Source organism: Micromonospora sp. CA-259024, from assembly GCF_050936255.1.
Lineage (GTDB): Bacteria > Actinomycetota > Actinomycetes > Mycobacteriales > Micromonosporaceae > Micromonospora.
This window is the reverse complement of sequence record NZ_JBNJND010000002.1, coordinates 1,984,003-2,002,140: the sequence shown is the minus strand read 5'-3', so window position 1 is coordinate 2,002,140 and position 18,138 is coordinate 1,984,003. Positions and strand designations below refer to the sequence as shown.

The following is an 18,138-nucleotide window of genomic DNA, read 5'->3' as shown; positions in this document are numbered from 1 at the left end:
CAACCCAGTGCCGACCACCACCGGGGCTACGTCTCCAGTGCCCACGACGCCGATAGGTGGACATCGGTGTCACAGGCCCGCGAGGACGACGGCGAGGGTGCGCTTCACGCCTGCGCGGGCGAGGAAGCCCTTGCGGGTCATCGTGAGGTAGGCGCCGTCGACGTGAACCTGGCCGGTGTCTCCGTGTGCGGACACCGAGGCTGGCTGAGCGTAGGGAGCATGTGTCACGGCGACGAGTGTCGCTTCCAATGTTCCCGGGGGCACCCGGCGATCGGAGGATGCCTCATCGGCCGGGCGGGGACGCGTACGGCACCGAAGTGCAGCAACCGACGGACGAAGATCATCGGGCACCACCGAACGGCCAGGGGCTGTCAACGGGCCGCAGGGAGTACCGGAGCGGCCGCCCTGGCAAGCTGGCGGCGAGAAGCATCGACGGCAGGACGGAGACGCGCAGGTGGCGGGCTGGAGCGCGATGGCGGGAACACACGACTTCGTCGTGCCGGACGAGGCGGCCGCACAGGCGTCCGCCGGCGAGCTCGCGGCGTACGGGTTCCCGCGCGTCTTCGCCCGGCCGCGCCCGGACGGCGGCTGGGTGGTGATGGCGCTGGACGAGGGCCCCTATCCGGTCGACACCGTGGGCCACCGGCAGATCGAGGAGGTGAGCCGCGAAGCGACGGCGATCGCGCGAGCGCACGGCGGACAGCCCAACGGGGGCAGTCGGTTCGACGTCAGCCGGATCGCTGGTTTTCAAACCTCGACCGCCCCGATCGAGGTCATCGGCACCAAGTCCCGTCCACCGGTCCCGGAGGTCATCATCGCCCCGGCGCCACCCCTGGCGCCCTTGGCGCTCACGCCGGATCTGGCCACGCCCGGGGGAGCTGACCGGGCTCGACGACGTGCCGTGGGCTGATCTGGAGCATGCGCACGGCTCCGCGGACGACGTGCCCGACCTGCTGCGTGAACTGGCGGGCGGGACGCAGGAGTGGGACGAGGTCCTCGACGAGCTGTTCGGTGACGACCTGCTGCACCAGGGCGACTGCTACGAGGCCACGGCCCCGGCGCTGCCGTTCCTGACTGAGCTGATCGTCGCGGACGTGGTGCCGGCGCCGCAGCGTCGCGCTCTCTACCTGTGGCTGACGGTTGCCGGTGGGCGCCGCAACGACAACCTGGTCGGGTTCGCGGAGCTCGCCCAGGACGAGGGGGAACCGCTCCAGCCGGGTGCCTGGACGGAGGAGGTCTTCCGGACCGTCGGCGATCAGGTTCCGGTGTTGCTGGACCGGTGGGACGCCGAACCGCAGGGGATCCGGTTCGTGCTCGCCGTCCTCGCCGCGCAACATCCCGGTCACGGGGTACGAGCCGTCGACGGGATCGCCGCCCTGGCCGACGAGCTCGACGGGACGCAGCAGGGCGCGTACCTGCGGCTCGCCCTGGAGCTCGCGCACGGCCGGGACGAGCGGGCGATTGCGCTCGCGACGGAGATCGTCGGCTGGGCAGATCGGCTGGAGCCGGGGTGGTTGAAGGCTCCCGGCGTGCCCGACGGGATCAAGGCGGCGCACGTGCTCACCGAAGGCGCGCTCTCCACCATCAGGTAGCCGCGACGGCCGGAGGGCCCGGGGCTACGGCATGACCGCCGATGCCACCGGGCCCTCCGGTCACCGTCAGTCGATCACCACAGGTACTTGGACACCACGCCGGCGTCGATGACCGCCTCTTCGCCGCTGGCGACAGTGACCCAGTCGCTGTAGCCGTACCGGTTGTAGCCGCCGGTCTCGTTCAGGTAGTAGACCAGGTCGGAATCGGGCGAGGTGATGAAGCTGTACGGGTCGCGTACGTAGAACTCGGTCCGGTAGGTACCCGGCCGCACCTGGGCGGTGTACGTGCCATCCGGGTTCACGGTGGCAACCGCACCGAATCCCTGGCCACCCACCACGATCTGGTAGATGCCCTGCTCGCCGGGGGGTGCACCGGGCTCGCCGGCGTCCCGGACGTTGTCCCGGTCGCTGTCGACCCAGACGACGCCCCGTACGGTCGCCGACTGGAGGACGGTGACCCGGGTGCGCAGGGTGTTGTTGTCCAGGCTCGTTTCGGTGGAGGTGGTTGCCAGGGTTGCGGTCATGTCGAGGACGTCGCCGGGGTTCGCGCCCGAGATGGTGGCCGCGATGTCGAGTCCGGCGCTGTTCTCCCCCGGGCGCAGCGGCCCGTGGGTGCAGCGCCAGCCCGGCTGGCCCCCGGCGAGCTCGTCGCCGTACTCACAGGCCCAGCCCTCAACGCTCTCGCTGTAACGAACGGCGCCGGCCGGAAGCGGCACCGTGACGGTGAGGTCGCCGGAGGGAGAGGTACCGGTGTTCACCACGTACGAGCTGAGGCCGAACACCTCACCATTGATCAACTCGTAGTCGCGCGACTCGCTCATGAACCCGACGTCCACCGTGCCGGGGATGTAGCGCAGGCTGGCCTGACCGGTGTTGTTGTCGGTGGACGATTCGCGCCCGCCGGTGGCTGTCGCACTCACCACGACCTCGTCACCAACCGTGCCGGCGTCCACGCCGAACGGGATGCGCAACGGCTCTGCCGTCGCACCAGCCGCGATTGGCGCGTGGGTGCAGGTGGCGGGAGCTTGGAAGGTGCACCGCCAGCTCGGTGGGACAGTGAATCCGTCGTTGAACCAGGCGCCGCTGGAGAGGGACAGGACCACTGTGACATCCTCGCTGGCCCTGGTTCCTGCGTTGTGGAGGCCGATCGTCAGGGCGGAGGAGCCGCCGGTGTGCGGCACCTCGGCCGGGTCGACGCTCGTGGTGACGACCAGGTCCGCGCGGGTCGGTGCCGCGCTGGCGGGGGCTGCGACGAGCATGCCCGCCATCGTCACTGCCAGTGAACTCCCCGCGAGTGCACTGAGCCGGACAAGGCGCTGTTTAGGGGTTGCAGACATCGGATCCTTCCGTACCAGGGATCACGCCGGGCCGATGAACCCGGCCGGGACAACAACTTCTGTTGTCCGTCCACTGAGCGCCACAAGATCAATGCCCGTTACATCGCAGTCACCGGCATCGACTGTTCGAGGTCGATGCGGGTCGTGTGGCCGTACGGCTGTCAAGATCGACGTGCGTGAAGGGGCATGATGCCGTGACGTCCTGGGAGTGGCGCGGTGGCCAGACGTGGTCGGGGACGGCAGCGTCGGGTCAGCGAGCGGCTTCGGCCGTCTCGAGATCCGTCGCGATCATCGTGCGCTCACGGTATGTACCAGCGAGACGGACCGGTCGTCACGAGGGCTGGAGTACGTGGCGAGTTCCTGCTCGTAGTGCTTGACGGCTGCCTCGTGGGGGGACATCTGCGCCAGGTCCGTACGGCTGTGTGCGTCCAGGGTCCCGTCCAGCGTGCGGGTCATCAGCGCGACCAACTCGTCGGTGTCGTCGGCTGGGCGGAAGGCCAGGCGCTGGTCGGGCGCGGGCAGGCCGGCCTCGGGGCGCCATTCCAGGCGTAGTCGTTCGACCGTCAGGTGTGCGCCGGTGTTCTCGAGAACGCCCATCCTCAGCCGCACCGCCCGGTACGTGTCCGGGTCCTCGCGCCAGTCCGCCGGGATGAAGCGACCGTATGCCGGAGGGACGGTGCCGGATGGCAGGACCTGCTTCGAGGCCGTCTCATACAGCGCCTGCGCCACCTCGGTCAGGTCCTCGGCGCTGTCGTCGACGTCGAGGATGTCCAGCAGTAGCGGGGTGCTGTCGCCGCTGCGGCCCCACCAGGCGACCCTGGCGAGCAGGCGGTCTCCGTGCAGGGCCACCCACATCCACTCGGGTCGGCGGCATTTCGCGCCGAGGTCGTCGGAGAGTTCGTGGTTGACGGTGTAGGGCAGGTGGTTGAACAGGCCGATCTCGTCCGGCCCGGTGATGGGACGGATCGTGACGCTGTCGGGGGAGGTACTCATGCGGACTCGTCTCCGGCCTGTGCGCGGGTGTAGGTGAGGAAGAGGGCGCCACTGTCCAGGACGGTGTGGTCGGTCAGGCGCCAGGTGCGCGGTGCGAAGACGGCGTCCCGGCCGAACAACGGAATGCCGACGCCGATGGTCAGCGGAGCGAGTTTGACGATCAGTTGATCGATCTCGGGGTAGAGCACGCCGGCAAGGGTGCCCCCGCCGATCACCCAGACGTCCTTGCCGTCGTGTCGCTTGAGCTCGCGTACGGTGGCAATTGGATCCTCGGCCAGGACCTCGACGGCCGGGTCCGGACTCCCACCCAGCGTGCGCGAGAACACCAGGTGACGCAGATGGGGGTACGCGTCGGTCACGCCGGCCTTCAGTCCCACCTCGTAGGAGTGACGCCCTTCCAGAACGGTGTCGAACCGGCTGCCCTCGTCGACGATGCCGAACGCCTGCCTGGCCGGACCCGGCAGGGTCTCCGGATACTCGGCGACGAGGTGGTGCAGGTAGTCGTCTGGAAGTGGCCAGAATCCGCCGGGGCCGGTGGGGTCGGCGCCGTCGGGACCGGCGATGAAACCGTCCAGGGTGGCGGCTATGTAGTACACGAGCTTACGCACGAACAATCTCCTTGCGTGGGTGCCGGATGCTGTTGCTGGCTCCGATGTCCATCAGCGTGCCCGGCGACGCCCCCCGACTTCAAGATCACGTCTGGTAACGTGCCATAACTCTTCGCTAATGCGTGAGGCAGGAAATGCTGATGGAACTTCGGGACATCGAAATTTTTCTCACCCTGGCGGAGGAACTGCATTTCACCCGCACCGCTGAGCGGCTGCACGTGACCCAGGCCCGGGTCAGCCAGGCGATCAAGAAACAGGAACGCCGGATCGGTGCCGCCTTGTTCGAGCGCAACAATCGGAACGTGGCGCTGACACCGATCGACCAACGGCTCTTCGACGACCGGACCTCACTGTCGGCCCGGTCATCTACACCGAACCCATCGTGCTGGCAGTGGGGGCAACCCACCCGCTAGCCAGTCGTGAGTCGGTCTCCTACGAGGATCTGGCGGACGAGACCGTCATGGGCGGGGCCCGGCCCGACTACTGGCGAGAGGTTCTGGTGCCCCTCCGCACACCCAGCGGACGTCTGATCCCGATCGGCCCGTCCGTCTCCAACTTCCAGGAGATGATCCCGATCCTCGCCACGGGCGAAGCCGTGTCGCCTGTCCACGCCCAGGCCGCCCGCTACTACGCGCGGCCGGACATCGCCTACGTGCCCGTCCGCGACGCCCCGCTGGCTCGGTGGGGGCTGATCTGGCGTACCGGCAACGAGACCGAACTGATCCGATCGTTCGCCGACACCGCGCACCGCCTCAACTCCGTCGAATAGCCTGCCCGCGTAGGCCGTCACCGTTCCATCTGCTTCTCGAACCAGTGGTGGGCGTAGTGCTCGGTGTTGTACGGCTCGATCTCCCGATAACCCGCCGCGCGGTACAGGGCGATCGCCTCGGTGAGATTGCGGTTGGTGTCCAGCCGCACGGCGGTCGCGCCACGCTCGGCGGCGTATCGTTCCAGCTCACCCAGCAGCCGCCGCCCGATGCCGAGCCCGCGTACGGTGTCGGCCACCCAGACGCGTTTGATCTCGGCGGGTGCGTCGGGGTGGATTTTGACCGCACCGCAGCCGACCGGTTCGGTGTTGAGGGTGGCGAGCAGGAGCACACCGGCCGGCGGGACGAGTGCCTCGTCGTGGACCGGTTTGCTCAGCGCCGGGTCGAACCCGTCGTCAAACCGACGAGCGATGTCCCGGGTGTAGGCACGCAGGCACGCTCGGGCCCGTGGGTCGCTCGGCGGGCATGGCTCGATGACGACCATCGACCCGATGAGCAACTGTTCGACCTCGGCCATGGCGGCGACGAGTCGTTCGCGGCGGTGCTCGGTGAGCGGTTCGAGGATCGAGGCGGCGAGTTCGTCGGACCGCTCGTCGAGTTGGGCCCATGCCGTACGGCCGGCGTCGGTGAGCGACGCGGTGCGGACCCGGCCGTCGCCGCCGGACCGGTCGGCCGGGCCCACGGTGACCAGGCCGTCGTTCTCCAGGGTGCGGAGGAGCCGGCTGAGGTATCCCGAGTCCAGCCCGAGCCGGGTCCGTAACGCGGCGACCTCGGCGCCGGCGGGGCCGATCTCCCAGAGCAGGCGTGCCTGCCCCAGGGGGCGCCCCTGGGCCATGTACTCGTCGTCGAGTGCACCCACCCGCTGGGTGACCGTCCGGTTGAAGCGCCGCACGGCGGCGATAAGCGCGGAGTCCATATGCCTGACTTTAGTCAGGAGATCGCGGGCGGCGGTAGGACATGATGCCGGCGTGGTCCAGGACGACCACCACGAGCACCACGCCGGTGGCGACCGCGCTGACCGCCAGCAACGGCAATCGCACGACGGCTGCCGCACCGGCCAGCACCAACAGGGCGGCCACCCGGGGCCAGGAGAGCCGCCGGTGGATCGCCAGTGAGAACAGGATCCGCCCGCCGAGAAACAGCATCGGACCACCCAGGATGACGACGACCGCCGTCATGTCACCGACCCTGGTGGGGTGGACGATGCTCAGTTCGGCTCCGACGGCGGTGACCACCAGGCCGGCGATCATCACCAGATGCAGGTATCCGGTGACGACGCCGAGCCGGGACGGATCGGCCCGCTCGATGACCGGCCCCAGGCGCAGGCCGGCGGGCGTCACGTAGAGCAGACCGATCAGCACGGCCGTGGCGAAGACCAGCAGGAAGGCGGCGGTCTGCGGGAGGTCGAGGCGGGTTTCGGCGTACGAGAGGCCGGCGACCAGGACGAGTTCGCCGAGCGCGATGATCATGATCTGTTGGTACCGCTCGGCGAAGTGCTCGCCGGCGAGGTGCAGTTCCTCCCGCACCGCGCGACCCAACTGCGGGGTGGGCCAGCCAAGCCGTGGGCCGGTGAGGTCGATCGCGAGGGCGAACGCCCAGAGTGGCACCCGCCAGTCCGGCCAGAACCCGCCAGCCAGCCACGGCACGGCGGAGACGCTGTACCAGCTGAGGATCCGCAGCGCCCGGCGTTGCCGCGGGTGCCCCCGCAAGGTGAAGGCGGTAATCGCGCTCCGGCCGGTGTGCAGCACGACGAACGCACCGGCGAAGAGCAGGCCCCGACCATCCAACGCCTGCGGAATCGCCACCCCGACCAGCAGGCTGGCCAGCGCGGCGGCGATCAGCAGCCCTCGGACCAACGGGCTCTCCGGGTCGTACCAGTCGGCGAACCAGGTGGTGGTCACCCAGATCCACCAGACCCCGGTCAACAGCAGGGCGGTACGCAGCGCGCCGACGAGCGTGAGGTCGTGCAGCAGATGCGTGGCCAACTGGCTGAGTGCGAGGACGAACGCCAGGTCGAAGAAGAGCTCCAGGAACGAGGCGCTGAGCGGCGACTCGCTTCCCCGCAGCAGCCTTTCGGGCTTGCTCGCCATCGGCGCTCCTCCCGGTGGCACGCCCTGCGTCCGTCGTACCACCCGGGAAGCGCCGCTGGAGGCGAAAGCGGGTCAGCGACGAACGCCGACCCCGGCATAGCCGTGCGAGTCCACGAGATCCGGCTCGCCGTCCGGTCGCCACCGGGTGGTCTCGACCAGGCCGGGCTCCACCAGGTCGTACCCGGCGAAGAAGCGCAGCGTCTCGGCGTGCGTGCGGGGCACCAGTGGGGCGCTGCTGTTGCGGTAGATCGCCTGCCCGCGCTCGGCCAGCTCCGGTGAGATGCCGTCCAACGTCAGGTGCGACAGCACCAGGTGACTGCCGGGCGCGGTGGTGTCGCGCAGCCGCGCGACCGCCGCCCACGGGTCGTCGTCGTTCGACACGAAGTGCAGCACCGCGAGGAGCAGCACCGCCACCGGCTGGTCCAGGTCGAGCGTGGCCCGCACGTCCGGGTGCGCCAGCAACTCGTCGGGCCGGCGCAGGTCGCCCTGGACGACCGCCGTGCCGGGCACGTCCGTCAACAACTGCCGGGCGTACGCGACGGCCACCTCGTCGTAGTCGACGTAGACCACCCGCGCGTCCGGCGCCACCGTCCGCACCACCTCGTGCACCGTGCCCTGGGTGGGCAGGCCGGCACCGATGTCCAGGAACTGGCGTACGCCCTGCTCGGCGGCGTGCCGGACGGCTCGGCGCAGGAAGTGCCGGTTGGTCTGGGCGGCGACCCCGGTCTCCGGGAAGATCTCCAGTACGCGTTCGGCGGCGGCCCGGTCGGCGGCGAAGTTGTGGCTGCCACCGAGAAAATAGTCGTACATTCGGGCGACGTTGGGTTTGGTGGTGGTGTCGGCTGCCTGCTGGTCGGTCATGGGGGTCCCTTCGAGCGCGGGGCGAATCTCGATGTCTAGCACCCGTGCCGACGACCCGCTGACCCCTCGTGTCGTTGATCCGGCTGCGCCCATGGTCGTCGCTGACCACGGTGGGGGCACCGACTCAACGAGGAGGGACGTCGATGACCACTCAGCGGGAAACCGTGCAGGTCGACCACGACCTGTTCCGCGCCGTGTACGACTCGCCCGCGTCGCTGCCCGGCCGACACCGCTGGACCACCCCGGAGTCGGACGTCCGGCGGCTGGAGAAGCTGCTCGGCATGCCGGCACGCAGCATCGGCGCCCCGCTCTGGGTCAGCGGCGACGAACCGGACTGCCCGAAGTGCCGCCGACGGATCACCTGGTACGACATCGTCTCGTCAGCGCTCTCCGGCCTGCACGACAAGGCCATGATCGCCACGGTCATCCTCGGCGAACGCAAGTACGTCAACACCGAGATCCCGGATGCCATCGCCGGCGTGCGCTGCGCCGACTGCCACACCGCGATCGACGGACTACGCAGCTTCAAGTGCCACAACTGGGCGTACGCCTTCGAGGCGCTGGAGGCCGTCCGCGAGCGGATGGCCGGCGGGCCAGCGCAGATCTGAGGTTGGCGCGGCGGCTCCGCGCCGATCTCAGCTGGCCGCGGCGTCTCCCCGCCGATCTCAGCGGGCCGCGGCGGCTCAGTCGGCCGAACGGCGGGTGGGACGGCGACCGGGCGGGGAGGGCGGCTCCGGTCCGGGGTCGGGCACCTGCGGCATCGGCCGGCTAACCGGCTCGGTGCCGGTGACCCGCAACGACTCGCCGTGGTGCCACAGCTCTACCTCGGCGTCGGGGGTGGCGTCGGGCAGCTCGTAGCGGGCCTCGGCCGGAGTGAGCGTGACCCTGAGCCGGTGGCCGCGCCAGCGCAGGCCGAACACCAGCCGGTCGATCCGCCGGGGCAGCCGGGGGTCGAAGGAGAGCACCCCCCGGTCGTCGCGCAGCCCGCCGAAGCCCTGCACCAGCGCCAGCCACGCACCGGCCAGCGAGGCCAGGTGCAGCCCGTCGGCGGTCTTGTCTCCCAGGTCTTCCAGGTCCTGCAGGACCGACTCGGCGAACAGGTCGTACGCCAGATCCAGGTGCCCGACCTCGGCGGCCAGCACCGCCTGCGGTGCGGCCGACAGTGACGAGTCGCGGACCGTGCGGGCCTCGTAGTAGGCCAGGTTGCGGGCCTTCTCGTCGGCCGTGAACTCGCCGGGGCAGAGCTGCATGGCCAGCACCAGATCGGCCTGCTTGACCACCTGCTTGCGGTACAGCTCCAGATAGGGGTAGTGCAGCAGCAGCGGGTAGTCGTCCTCACCCGTGTTCGCGAAGTCCCACTCGGGCTGCTCGGTGAACCCGGCGGCCTGCTGATGCACCCCGCGCTCACGGTCGTACGGGATGAAGACGGCGTCGGCGGCGGCCCGCCAGCCGTCGATCTCGTCGCGATCGACCCCGAGCCGGCCCGCCAGGTCGGGGTGACGCTCGGCGGCGTCGGCCGCGCCCCGCAGATTGCGCCTGGCCATCAGGTTCGTGAAGACGTTGTCGTCGACCAGCGCGGCGTACTCGTCCGGGCCGGTCACCCCGTGCAGGTGGAAGTCGCCCGTGTCCGACCAGTGGCCGAAGCCGTGCCAGAGCCGGGCGGTCTCCACCAGCAGCTCCAAACCCGCCTCGGCGAGGAAGCACTGGTCGTCGGTGGCGGCCAGGTAACGCAGCACCGCGGCGGCGATGTCGGCGTTGACGTGCAGCGCGGCGGTGCCGGCCGGCCAGTAGCCGGAGGACTCCCGGCCGCCGATGGTGCGCCACGGGAAGGTCGCGCCGGTCAGCCGCAGCTCCGCAGCCCGCTCCCGGGCCTCGGGCAGGTGCGCGTGCCGCCAGCTCAGCGCCGCACGGGCCACCGCCGGGGCCAGGTAGGTGAGCACCGGCAGGACGTAGCTCTCGGTGTCCCAGAGCACGTGCCCGTCGTAGCCGTTGCCGGTCAATCCCTTGGCCGGGATGATCCGGCCGGAGTCCGGGCGGCCGGCCTGGATCAGGTGGAACATCGCGAATCGGACCGCCTGCTGGAGTTCCGGGTCGCCGTCGAGCCGAACGTCGGCGACCTCCCAGGCCGCGTCCAGGGCGGCCCGCTGGTCGGTGAGCAGGGCGTCGAAGCCGTCCGCGCGGGCGGCATCCGCCTCGGCCGCCACCAGGGCGGCCAACTCGTCGGCGGGTGTCCCGTCGACCGCCGACCACTCGTACGCGGCGAACTTCGTCAACCGCAGCCGCTCCCCCGCGTGGAGTCGACCGGTCACGGTCAGCCGGATCCGCTCCGGGGTGCGGTCGCCGGTCGTGGTGACCGTGCCCGGCGCGTCCACCAGGTGGCTCACCGCGACCGCGACGCGCTGGCCGCTGCGCTCGGTGCGGTGCACCAGCACCCCGTCGAGGCCGGCCGCGCGGTAGGTCTCGGCCGTCAGCGGGTCGGTGGGCACCGAGGCGGCCCGGGGGTCGTCCGAGCGCTCCGGCACCTTCTCGTTCGCCAGAAGGTCCGAGCAGACCCGCAGCTCGACGGCGGCGTCCAACGGCTCGACCTCGTACCGAACGGCGGCCACCGGGCGACGCGGCAGGGACACCAACCGGGTGCTGCGGATACGCACCCCCCGCCCGGCTGGTGAGACCCACTCGGTCTCCCGACGCAGCACGCCGGCGCGCAGGTCGAGCACCCGTTCGTGGCTGCGCAGCGTCCCGGTCCGGATGTCCAGCGGCTCGTCGTCGACCCAGAGCCGAATCAGCGCCGCGTTCGGCGCGCTGATGACGGTGTCGCTGGCCTGCGGAAACGCGTACCCCTCCTCGGGGTAGCTCAACTCGCGCCGCTCGTGGAAGCCGTTGACGTAACTGCCCGGCATCCCGCACGGCGCGCCCTCGTCGAGGACACCGCGCCAGCCGACCCACCCGTTACCCAACGCGAAGATCGATTCGGTCTCGCCGAGCCGGTCCAGGTCGGCCGCCGTACGCCGGATCCGCCAGGTCTTGTCCTCCACCGCCCCGGCGGTGCGCGGCGGTTGATCGGTTGCCGAACTGGTGTGCACGAAGCCTCCTGTCGATGCCGACGTCGGTGACCAGCCGAGCAGAGCCCGCTGAAGGAACCCTGGACCAAGGTCGTGAAGGCCACCTGACCTTCGACTGGTGCGCTGCCCTCTGACGTGTTCCTACGGTGTCTCCAAGGTGAACAGGGTATGAACATGAAGTGAGGTGATGCATGACTGACAACGGCAGCATGGACGTTCCGGAGATCAGTGCGGAGTGGTACCGCGACGTCGTCGACGCCGCGGCCAGCACCCCAGAGCCCGTGCAGTGGTTCGCGGGGCACGCCACCGAGGGGGTGATCCTGCTGCTCGGCGCGCTGCTGCTGGTGGCCGCGCTGAGACGCCTGGCCGGCGGCCCGCACGACCGGGCGCTCGCCTTGGTCGCGCCCGTGCCGGCCCTCCTGGCGTACGCGGGCAGCGAATGGTTCAAGACCGTGGTGGACGAGGACCGCCCGTGCCGGGCCATCGGATCGGCGATCATCGCGGGTGCCTGTCCACCTCCGGGCGACTGGTCGTTCCCCAGCAACCACTCCACCGTGGCCGGCGCGCTGGCGGTCACCACGCTGCTGCTCTCCCGCCGACTCGGTCTGGTCGCGCTGCCGCTGGCCGCGCTGGCCGCCTTCTCCCGGGTCTTCGTGGGCGTGCACTACCCGCACGACGTGATCGCGGGCGTGCTGTTCGGCGCCCTGGTCGCCGTGGTGGCAACCCCGCTGCTGGCCCGCCCGGCGACCGAGGTGCTGCGCCGCCGGGCCGACGGCCCGATCCCCAAACTGGCCAGCCGCTCCGGCCCCTGACCCCCACCCACCCCCGCCCGTTAGATGGTGAGGAGGAGCGCGGCTGTGGTGCCGAGGAGCAGGAACGGGCCGAAGGGCAGGTGGGTGCTCCAGCGCACCCGACGCGCGGCCAGCAGGACCAGACTGACCAGGGCGGACAGCCCGAAGGCGAGCAGCAGCCCGAGGAGCAGGACCGGCCAGCCGTACCAGCCGAGCAGCGCGCCCACGCTGAGGGCCAGCTTGGCGTCGCCCAACCCGAAACCCCGGCGGCCGAGCAACAGCGTGCTGGTGGCGAAGAACAGCGCCAGCCCCGCGCCGGCGAGGACCGCCCTCAGCCAGTGCCTCGGCTCGGCGTCGAGCGCGGCCACGCCGAGCAGCAGCCAGGTCCCCGCTGCCGCCGGCAGGGTGAGCCGGTCCGGCAGCCGGTGCACGGCCAGGTCGACGAAGACTGCCGGGATCGTCCAGCCGAGCCACCAGGCCAGTGCTGGCAGCGCCCCACCCTGCGGACCTGCCAGTGCCAGCAGCACCACCGCGGCGAGCGCGGCCAACTCGACCGTACCCGGCGGCGGGCCGACCCGGGCTCGGCAGCGACCACACCTGGCGGCCGGCCCCAGCGCCGGCCACGGCCGGGTCAGGCCGACCGGCGCGCCGCAGGCGTCGCAGCCGGTCCGACTGGGCATGCCCGGGGGTACGGCGTAGCGCAGCGCAGCCAGCCGCATCAGCGGGCCGACCGCGAGGACCGCGAGCGCGGTCGAAGCCCGGGCGCGAGCCCCAGCCGAGGCGACCCTCGCCGTTCGTTCGGGGCGCGGAGGTGGCGTTGCCTGGCGGTCGGGTTCCGTCGCGCCACCGGACAGCCGGGGTGCCGGGCTCCGATCGGGTGGGTCTTCCCGACCGGGGACGGCCGCAGGGGGGCCGGTCAGCGCCATGTCGCCTCCATCGCGCCCCGGGGCTCCCCTCCAAAGGCGAACACGGATCGTGACTGAACGATCGCTTTGGTGTAGCGGATGGCGCGGAAAGCGACCTGCCGGCCCGGCCACGAGAGGCCGCACTCGGCCGGATCCGGCCCGGGCGCCCCGGGAGATGAGGCAGCTCCACCATCGGTCGACAACCCCGCCGGGATGCCGGGATGAGGCCGCGATGTCCCACTCGCGGGACCGGCGACGAGGCCGCGGCGACCCCGTCCCACCCGGCGACGCCCGATCATTGACGACCCTTCGCTCGGCCACTGCCCGGGGCGCACTGCGGACACCCGCCACCACCACCTGTCATCACGGAGAGTGTTCACTTGAATTGCCTCTGTTGCATCGGCGAGCGTCAGCCTATGCTCGCCCCTTGGGTGTGACGCAAGCCTCACCTCAACAACCGGACGACTCAGGACCTGGCATTTGTAGAAGATCCGTAACGGTGAATGCGAAGCGCGATGAACGGCTCCGGATGTACTGATCCGGGCGCGCTTCCGCATGCCCGACGGCGGTGACCCCTCACCGCTTCGGGCGACCACGAGGAGGCTCGACGGTGCGCGGACGGCAGCTCAGGCGAGCGGCAATCTGCCTGCTGGCGGTCGCTGTGGCGGTGCCGGTCACCGCCTGCGCCAGCGGGCAGGAGGCCATCGAACGGCCGACAGCGGCCCGTGACAACGGACGACCGGCAGATCCCGACGTCGAACGACGAGCCGCCGAAAAGGCGGCACTTGACGCGTACTCCGGTTATCTCGCGGCCTCGCGGGTGGCGAGTGGGCGCAGTGATCCCCGCGCGCCGGAACTGTCCCGGTTTCTCGCTGATCCACTTCTCACTCGGGTCCGATTGTCCATTCGCGAGGCCAAGGAGCACGGCGCGATGCGTACCGGGACGTTGAAGTCCGACCCGACCGTGACGGCCGTCAGCCTGGACGCGAAACCGGCCACCGTGGAGATCCAGGACTGCCTGGACACGACCGGCTACCGGCTGGTCTACGCCAAGGACAAGCGCGTGGTCCCCGGCAGCGGGGGCGGCAGGCATCTCTCCACCGCCACCGCGACCCGATATCCCGACGGCCGCTGGCTGATCAACTCGGGCGCGACGCACCGGGACCAGCCGTGCTGACCCGGGCCGCGACGACCCGACGGGCCCTCACCGGGATCGGCCTCGCCCTCCTGCTGCTGCTCGGCGCGACCCTGCCGGCCGCCGCTCGACGCGCCGACCCGGGGGCCGGCTGCCCACCCGACCAACCCGACTGCAGCGTCTGGGACGACGAGCCCGGCAACCCCGGCGATCCTGGCGGTGGCGGGGACGACGGCGGTGGCGGAGACTCCGGCGGCGGTGGGGGTGGCGGCGTCTGCCAGTGGGGCGGGCGGACCATCCCCTGCTACGACGATCTGTTGGGGTGGTTCAACAACGGCGACGGGTGCTACTACAAGCTGACCGAGGGGCCGGTCGAGCCGCCCGAGGGTCAGCAGTGGTATCTGCAGACCTGCAATGGCGGCGACCTGGGTGCCCAGGACGTGGTGCTGCTGGATGGGCCACCCCCTGGTTTCGGGGCGCCGCCCGATCCCGAGGAGTTGGCCCGCCGCGCCCTGGCGTCGATCAAGCTGCTGCCGGCGCGGCTCAGGGTCGCACCCCGCAAGGACGTCGGTCCGGGCCTGGTCGGTCTGCCGGTGTGGATGTGGGCGACACCGAGCCCCAGCTATTTCGGCCCGCTGACCGCGTCCGCGTCCGACCGGGGGCTGACCGTCTCCATCGAGGCGAAGGTCAACCGGATCGTCTGGGACATGGGCAACGGCGACAAGGTCACCTGCACACGCCCCGGCACCCCGTACGACGCGAAGGGCAGCCACGCCGGGCTTCCCTCGCCGGACTGCGGCTACGACAACGGCTACCCGAAGGCCGGCACCTACCGCGTCGGTGCCACCACGTACTGGACGGTGCGGTGGTGGACCGACGGTGGCGTCGAGGGCGAACCGATTCCGCAGACCCGCACCAGTGGCACCGTGCCGATCCAGATCAACGAACTCCAGGTGGTGACGCGATGAGCGCGAGGAACACGTGGCTTCGGACGGCGGTGGCCCGGTGAGCCTCGCGACCCGCAACGGGACCGGGTCGGTGGACGCACCGGTCAACCCGCCCAAGGTGGTCCGGCAGCGCCGGGTCCGCCCGGGGCTGCTCGGTCTCGCCGTACTCCTGATCGCCCTGGGTGGGCTGGGCGCGGCGTTCGCGGTCACCTCGGTCCGGGCCACCGGCAGCTATCTCGCGGTGGCCCGGCCGGTGGAGGTGGGCCGGGAGATCAGCTCCTCCGATCTGGTCACCGTGCAGGTCGCCGGCGGCCAGGGGCTGCGCCCGGTGCCCGCCGGCCGGCTCGACGAGGTGATCGGCAAACGGGCCGCCGTGGCGCTCGTCCCGGGCACGCTGCTCACCCTGGGGCAGGTCACCGACGACCCGCTGCTCGGCCCCGGCCAGCAGCAGATCGCGCTCGGCCTGAAGACCGCCCAGGTGCCGGCCCGCGAACTGCATCCCGGGGACAAGGTCCTGCTGGTCAGCACCCCGGACGACAACGCCACCGGAGAAACGGCCGCCGCCGGCACCCGGTTCTCGGCCACGGTGATCGACATGGTCAGCCCGGCGAACGACGACAAGGTCCTGTACCTGGCGCTCACCACCCGGGACGTACCCGCGGTGGTGGCGCTCGCCGCGCAGGAGCGGATCGCCGTCGTGCTGACCGAGGCGGCCTGAGCATGGCGATCATCGCCCTGGTGTCCGCGAAGGGTTCGCCCGGCGTCACGACCTCGGCGCTGGCCTGCACGCTGGCCTGGCACCGACGGCTGGTGCTCGCCGAGTGCGACCCGGCCGGCGGCTCGATCCTCGCCGGCTACCTCGGCGGCCAGTTGGACGGACCACGCGGGATCGGCGAGTTGGCCGTCGGGGAGCTGCGCGACGGCAACCTGGAGACCGCGTTCTGGTCGCAGCTCGTCGACCTGGACGCTCCCCGCCGGGAACGACTACTGCTGCCCGGTCTCGTCGACCCGACACAGGGCGGCAGCGTGACGCCGCTCTGGCAGCGCTTCGCCGACTACTTCAACGCCCTGGATCGCGGCACCCCCGGCTACGACGTCCTGGTCGACTGTGGCCGGCTGCACGTGACCGGGCCGCCCTGGCCGGTGCTGCGGGCCGCCTCGGTGGTGCTGCTGGTCACCCGGGCGCAACTGCCGGACCTCTCCGGCACCCGCGCGGTGGTCACCGCGATCGAACGGGACTTCGCCGAGCACCGGGTGCCGCCGGGCACACTGCGGCTGCTGCTGGTCGGCGACGGGCACGGGCGAGCTGAGATCAGCCGCGGCCTGAAGCTGCCGGTGATCGCGCGGCTGCCGCACGACCCGCGTACCGCCGGGGTACTGGCCCTGGGTGGGACGGTGCGGGCCGGACGGCCGCTGATGCGCGCGGCGGCCGCGCTGGAGGTGCCGATCGGGGCACTCCTGGAGCGGCGGCGGGCCCGGCTCGCGTGGCCCGTGCAGCAGGGGGTGCCGGATGCGGTTTGAGCCGGTCTCCGCCGACCCGCGCCAACAGCCGCCCGGCGTCACCTCCACGGCGCCGCCGCTGGCCGTACCGAACGGCCGGCACCACCCGTCGATGCCGCAGCCGTCGCCCGCGGCCACGCCGCCACCGGAGTCGTCACCCCGGCCCCGGATGGACTTCCAGGTGGTTCGGGAACTGCGGCGGGAACTCACCGAACGGCTCACCCTGTGGCAGCGCGGCCGGGAGTTCACCGTCGACGAGGAGGACACCGAGCGGGCCAGGCTCGCCGTCGCGGTGGTCGCCGCGTACGCGGACTCCGTGCGCCGGGCCGGCACGCCGATGGCCGCCGGTGAGGAACGCCTGCTGCTCGACCAGGTGACCGCCGAGCTGGTCGGGCTCGGCCGGCTACAGACCCTGCTGGTCGACGACACCATCGAGGAGGTGCACATCCTCGGCTGCGACCAGGTACGCATCACCCGGCACGGCGGTGGGGTGGACTGGGCCGAGCCGATCGCCGACAGTGACGCCGAACTGGTGGAGATCCTCCAGGCGGCGGCCCGCCGGGCGGGCGCGACCGAGCGCTCGCTGTCCACTGTGAAGCCCACCCTCGACCTGCAACTGCCCGACGGCAGCCGGCTGGCGGCGGTGTTCCTGGTCAGCCACCGACCGTACGCGGTGATCCGCAAGCACAACACCCTGGACGTGAGCCTCGACGACGTGGCCGGTGCCCGCCCTGACCTGGACGAGATGATCGACCCGCTGCTGCGCGACTTTCTCCGCGCGGCGATGCGCGCCGGGCTGAACATCATGGTCGCCGGGCTGGCCGGCGCCGGAAAGACCACGATCATCCGGGCGCTGATGAACGAGATTCCGCCCGACGAGCCGTACGTGCTGCTGGAGGAGAGCCGGGAGCTGCTGCCGGCCCGTCGCCGGGAGCGGCACCGGGCGGTGATGAGCTTCGAGGCCCGGGAGGGGCACGGCGAGCGCGGCTTCGACGGTCGCCCGGCCGGTGAGGTGACAATCGCCGACCTGATCCCGCTGTCGCTGCGGATGGGCGTACTGCGGATCATCGTGGGCGAGGTGCGGTCCCGGGAGATCGTGCCGATGCTCCAGGCGATGACCACCAGCCGGGGCTCGATGTGCACCATCCACGCCCGCACGGCGGCCGGCGTCGGTGAACGGATCGTCGAACTGGCGTTGGCGCACGGCCGTGAGATGACCGTCGACCAGGCCCGCCGGATGGCCGGCAACGCCCTCGACCTGATCGTCTACGTCACCGTCGAGGACGAGACCGCGATCGGTGGACGTAAACACCGGTTCGTCTCGCACGTGGAGGAGGTCATCGGGGCCGGCGAAGCCGGTCGGATCACCACCACCACGGTCTTCGGGCCCGGCCCGGACGGTCGCGCGGTCCCCCGGCACCTGCCGGAGCGGGTCCGCGACCAGTTGCTGCGGGTGGGCTACGACGCGCGGCTGCTGACCCGGTGGATCGAGGCCGGCGCCGGTGCCTGGCGGCGGCCCCGGCAAACCCGCCTGGCCCGGCGGTGACCTG

At 71.3% G+C, this 18,138-nt stretch carries 20 protein-coding genes; 11 read left to right on the top strand and 9 right to left on the bottom strand.

Annotation, left to right across the window (positions count from 1 at the left end):
• Window positions 1-69: 69 nt before the first annotated feature.
• A complete protein-coding gene (locus ACQEUX_RS28870) occupies window positions 70-195 on the bottom strand; it encodes a hypothetical protein (RefSeq protein WP_433054947.1) in 126 nt (41 codons plus the stop codon).
• Window positions 196-472: 277 nt separating this feature from the next.
• Here ACQEUX_RS28870 and ACQEUX_RS28865 point away from each other — a divergent pair, with 277 nt between their 5' ends.
• Window positions 473-910 (top strand): hypothetical protein, encoded by a 438-nt coding sequence (locus ACQEUX_RS28865; protein ID WP_433054944.1) that lies wholly within the window; start codon window positions 473-475, stop codon window positions 908-910.
• Window positions 897-1,592, top strand: coding sequence for a hypothetical protein (locus ACQEUX_RS28860; RefSeq protein WP_433054941.1), 696 nt, complete (start codon window positions 897-899; stop codon window positions 1,590-1,592). The genes ACQEUX_RS28865 and ACQEUX_RS28860 overlap by 14 nt, the downstream gene beginning before the upstream one ends.
• A 74-nt stretch (window positions 1,593-1,666) precedes the next feature.
• Here ACQEUX_RS28860 and ACQEUX_RS28855 read toward each other — a convergent pair whose 3' ends face one another.
• The 3 genes from ACQEUX_RS28855 to ACQEUX_RS28845 form a co-directional block, all read right to left on the bottom strand.
• Entirely contained in the window at window positions 1,667-2,851 is a 1,185-nt protein-coding gene (locus ACQEUX_RS28855) for a hypothetical protein (RefSeq protein ID WP_433054938.1), read from the bottom strand.
• A 366-nt stretch (window positions 2,852-3,217) separates the two neighbouring features.
• Window positions 3,218-3,922 carry a hypothetical protein gene (locus ACQEUX_RS28850; protein WP_433054935.1) on the bottom strand — a complete coding sequence of 235 codons (705 nt, stop codon included), beginning with the start codon at window positions 3,920-3,922 and terminating at the stop codon, window positions 3,218-3,220.
• Complete coding sequence (locus ACQEUX_RS28845; RefSeq protein WP_433054932.1) at window positions 3,919-4,530, bottom strand: dihydrofolate reductase family protein; 612 nt, start codon at window positions 4,528-4,530, stop codon at window positions 3,919-3,921. The genes ACQEUX_RS28850 and ACQEUX_RS28845 overlap by 4 nt, the downstream gene beginning before the upstream one ends.
• A 140-nt stretch (window positions 4,531-4,670) precedes the next feature.
• Here ACQEUX_RS28845 and ACQEUX_RS28840 point away from each other — a divergent pair, with 140 nt between their 5' ends.
• The gene (locus tag ACQEUX_RS28840) at window positions 4,671-4,943 is read left to right on the top strand and encodes a LysR family transcriptional regulator (RefSeq protein ID WP_433054929.1); all 273 of its coding nucleotides are present in this window, start codon (window positions 4,671-4,673) and stop codon (window positions 4,941-4,943) included.
• A complete protein-coding gene (locus ACQEUX_RS28835; protein WP_433054926.1) occupies window positions 4,922-5,299 on the top strand; it encodes a LysR substrate-binding domain-containing protein in 378 nt (125 codons plus the stop codon). Before ACQEUX_RS28840 ends, ACQEUX_RS28835 begins: the two co-directional genes overlap by 22 nt.
• A gap of 17 nt (window positions 5,300-5,316) precedes the next feature.
• Here the strand turns inward: ACQEUX_RS28835 and ACQEUX_RS28830 are convergent, their stop codons facing one another.
• The 3 genes from ACQEUX_RS28830 to ACQEUX_RS28820 form a co-directional block, all read right to left on the bottom strand.
• Window positions 5,317-6,213: a bifunctional helix-turn-helix transcriptional regulator/GNAT family N-acetyltransferase gene (locus tag ACQEUX_RS28830; RefSeq protein WP_433054923.1), complete on the bottom strand. Its 897-nt coding sequence runs from the start codon at window positions 6,211-6,213 to the stop codon at window positions 5,317-5,319.
• A gap of 10 nt (window positions 6,214-6,223) precedes the next feature.
• The gene (locus ACQEUX_RS28825) at window positions 6,224-7,387 is read right to left on the bottom strand and encodes a low temperature requirement protein A (protein WP_433054920.1); all 1,164 of its coding nucleotides are present in this window, start codon (window positions 7,385-7,387) and stop codon (window positions 6,224-6,226) included.
• 72 nt (window positions 7,388-7,459) lie between these two features.
• Entirely contained in the window at window positions 7,460-8,248 is a 789-nt protein-coding gene (locus ACQEUX_RS28820) for an SAM-dependent methyltransferase (protein WP_433054917.1), read from the bottom strand.
• A 143-nt stretch (window positions 8,249-8,391) separates the two neighbouring features.
• Here ACQEUX_RS28820 and ACQEUX_RS28815 point away from each other — a divergent pair, with 143 nt between their 5' ends.
• Entirely contained in the window at window positions 8,392-8,856 is a 465-nt protein-coding gene (locus ACQEUX_RS28815) for a hypothetical protein (RefSeq protein ID WP_433054914.1), read from the top strand.
• Window positions 8,857-8,931: 75 nt separating this feature from the next.
• On the opposite strand, the gene ACQEUX_RS28810 is transcribed toward ACQEUX_RS28815, so the two are convergent.
• A complete protein-coding gene (locus ACQEUX_RS28810; RefSeq protein ID WP_433054911.1) occupies window positions 8,932-11,331 on the bottom strand; it encodes a glycoside hydrolase family 65 protein in 2,400 nt (799 codons plus the stop codon).
• A gap of 170 nt (window positions 11,332-11,501) precedes the next feature.
• Here ACQEUX_RS28810 and ACQEUX_RS28805 point away from each other — a divergent pair, with 170 nt between their 5' ends.
• Complete coding sequence (locus ACQEUX_RS28805) at window positions 11,502-12,122, top strand: phosphatase PAP2 family protein (RefSeq protein WP_433054908.1); 621 nt, start codon at window positions 11,502-11,504, stop codon at window positions 12,120-12,122.
• Window positions 12,123-12,142: 20 nt separating this feature from the next.
• Here the strand turns inward: ACQEUX_RS28805 and ACQEUX_RS28800 are convergent, their stop codons facing one another.
• Entirely contained in the window at window positions 12,143-12,820 is a 678-nt protein-coding gene (locus ACQEUX_RS28800) for a prepilin peptidase (protein ID WP_433054905.1), read from the bottom strand.
• Window positions 12,821-13,616: 796 nt separating this feature from the next.
• On the opposite strand from ACQEUX_RS28800, the gene ACQEUX_RS28795 reads away from it, so the two are divergent.
• From ACQEUX_RS28795 to ACQEUX_RS28775, 5 genes are read left to right on the top strand one after another with little or no spacing between them, the layout of a single operon-like run.
• On the top strand, window positions 13,617-14,183 hold the full coding sequence (locus ACQEUX_RS28795; RefSeq protein ID WP_433054902.1) for a hypothetical protein: 567 nt from the start codon (window positions 13,617-13,619) through the stop codon (window positions 14,181-14,183).
• Window positions 14,177-15,109: a hypothetical protein gene (locus ACQEUX_RS28790; protein WP_433054899.1), complete on the top strand. Its 933-nt coding sequence runs from the start codon at window positions 14,177-14,179 to the stop codon at window positions 15,107-15,109. The genes ACQEUX_RS28795 and ACQEUX_RS28790 overlap by 7 nt, the downstream gene beginning before the upstream one ends.
• Before the next feature lie 37 nt (window positions 15,110-15,146).
• Window positions 15,147-15,806 (top strand): SAF domain-containing protein, encoded by a 660-nt coding sequence (locus ACQEUX_RS28785; RefSeq protein WP_433054896.1) that lies wholly within the window; start codon window positions 15,147-15,149, stop codon window positions 15,804-15,806.
• 2 nt (window positions 15,807-15,808) lie between these two features.
• Window positions 15,809-16,609: a ParA family protein gene (locus ACQEUX_RS28780; protein ID WP_433054893.1), complete on the top strand. Its 801-nt coding sequence runs from the start codon at window positions 15,809-15,811 to the stop codon at window positions 16,607-16,609.
• Window positions 16,599-18,134, top strand: coding sequence for a CpaF family protein (locus ACQEUX_RS28775; RefSeq protein ID WP_433054890.1), 1,536 nt, complete (start codon window positions 16,599-16,601; stop codon window positions 18,132-18,134). The genes ACQEUX_RS28780 and ACQEUX_RS28775 overlap by 11 nt, the downstream gene beginning before the upstream one ends.
• Window positions 18,135-18,138: the final 4 nt, after the last annotated feature.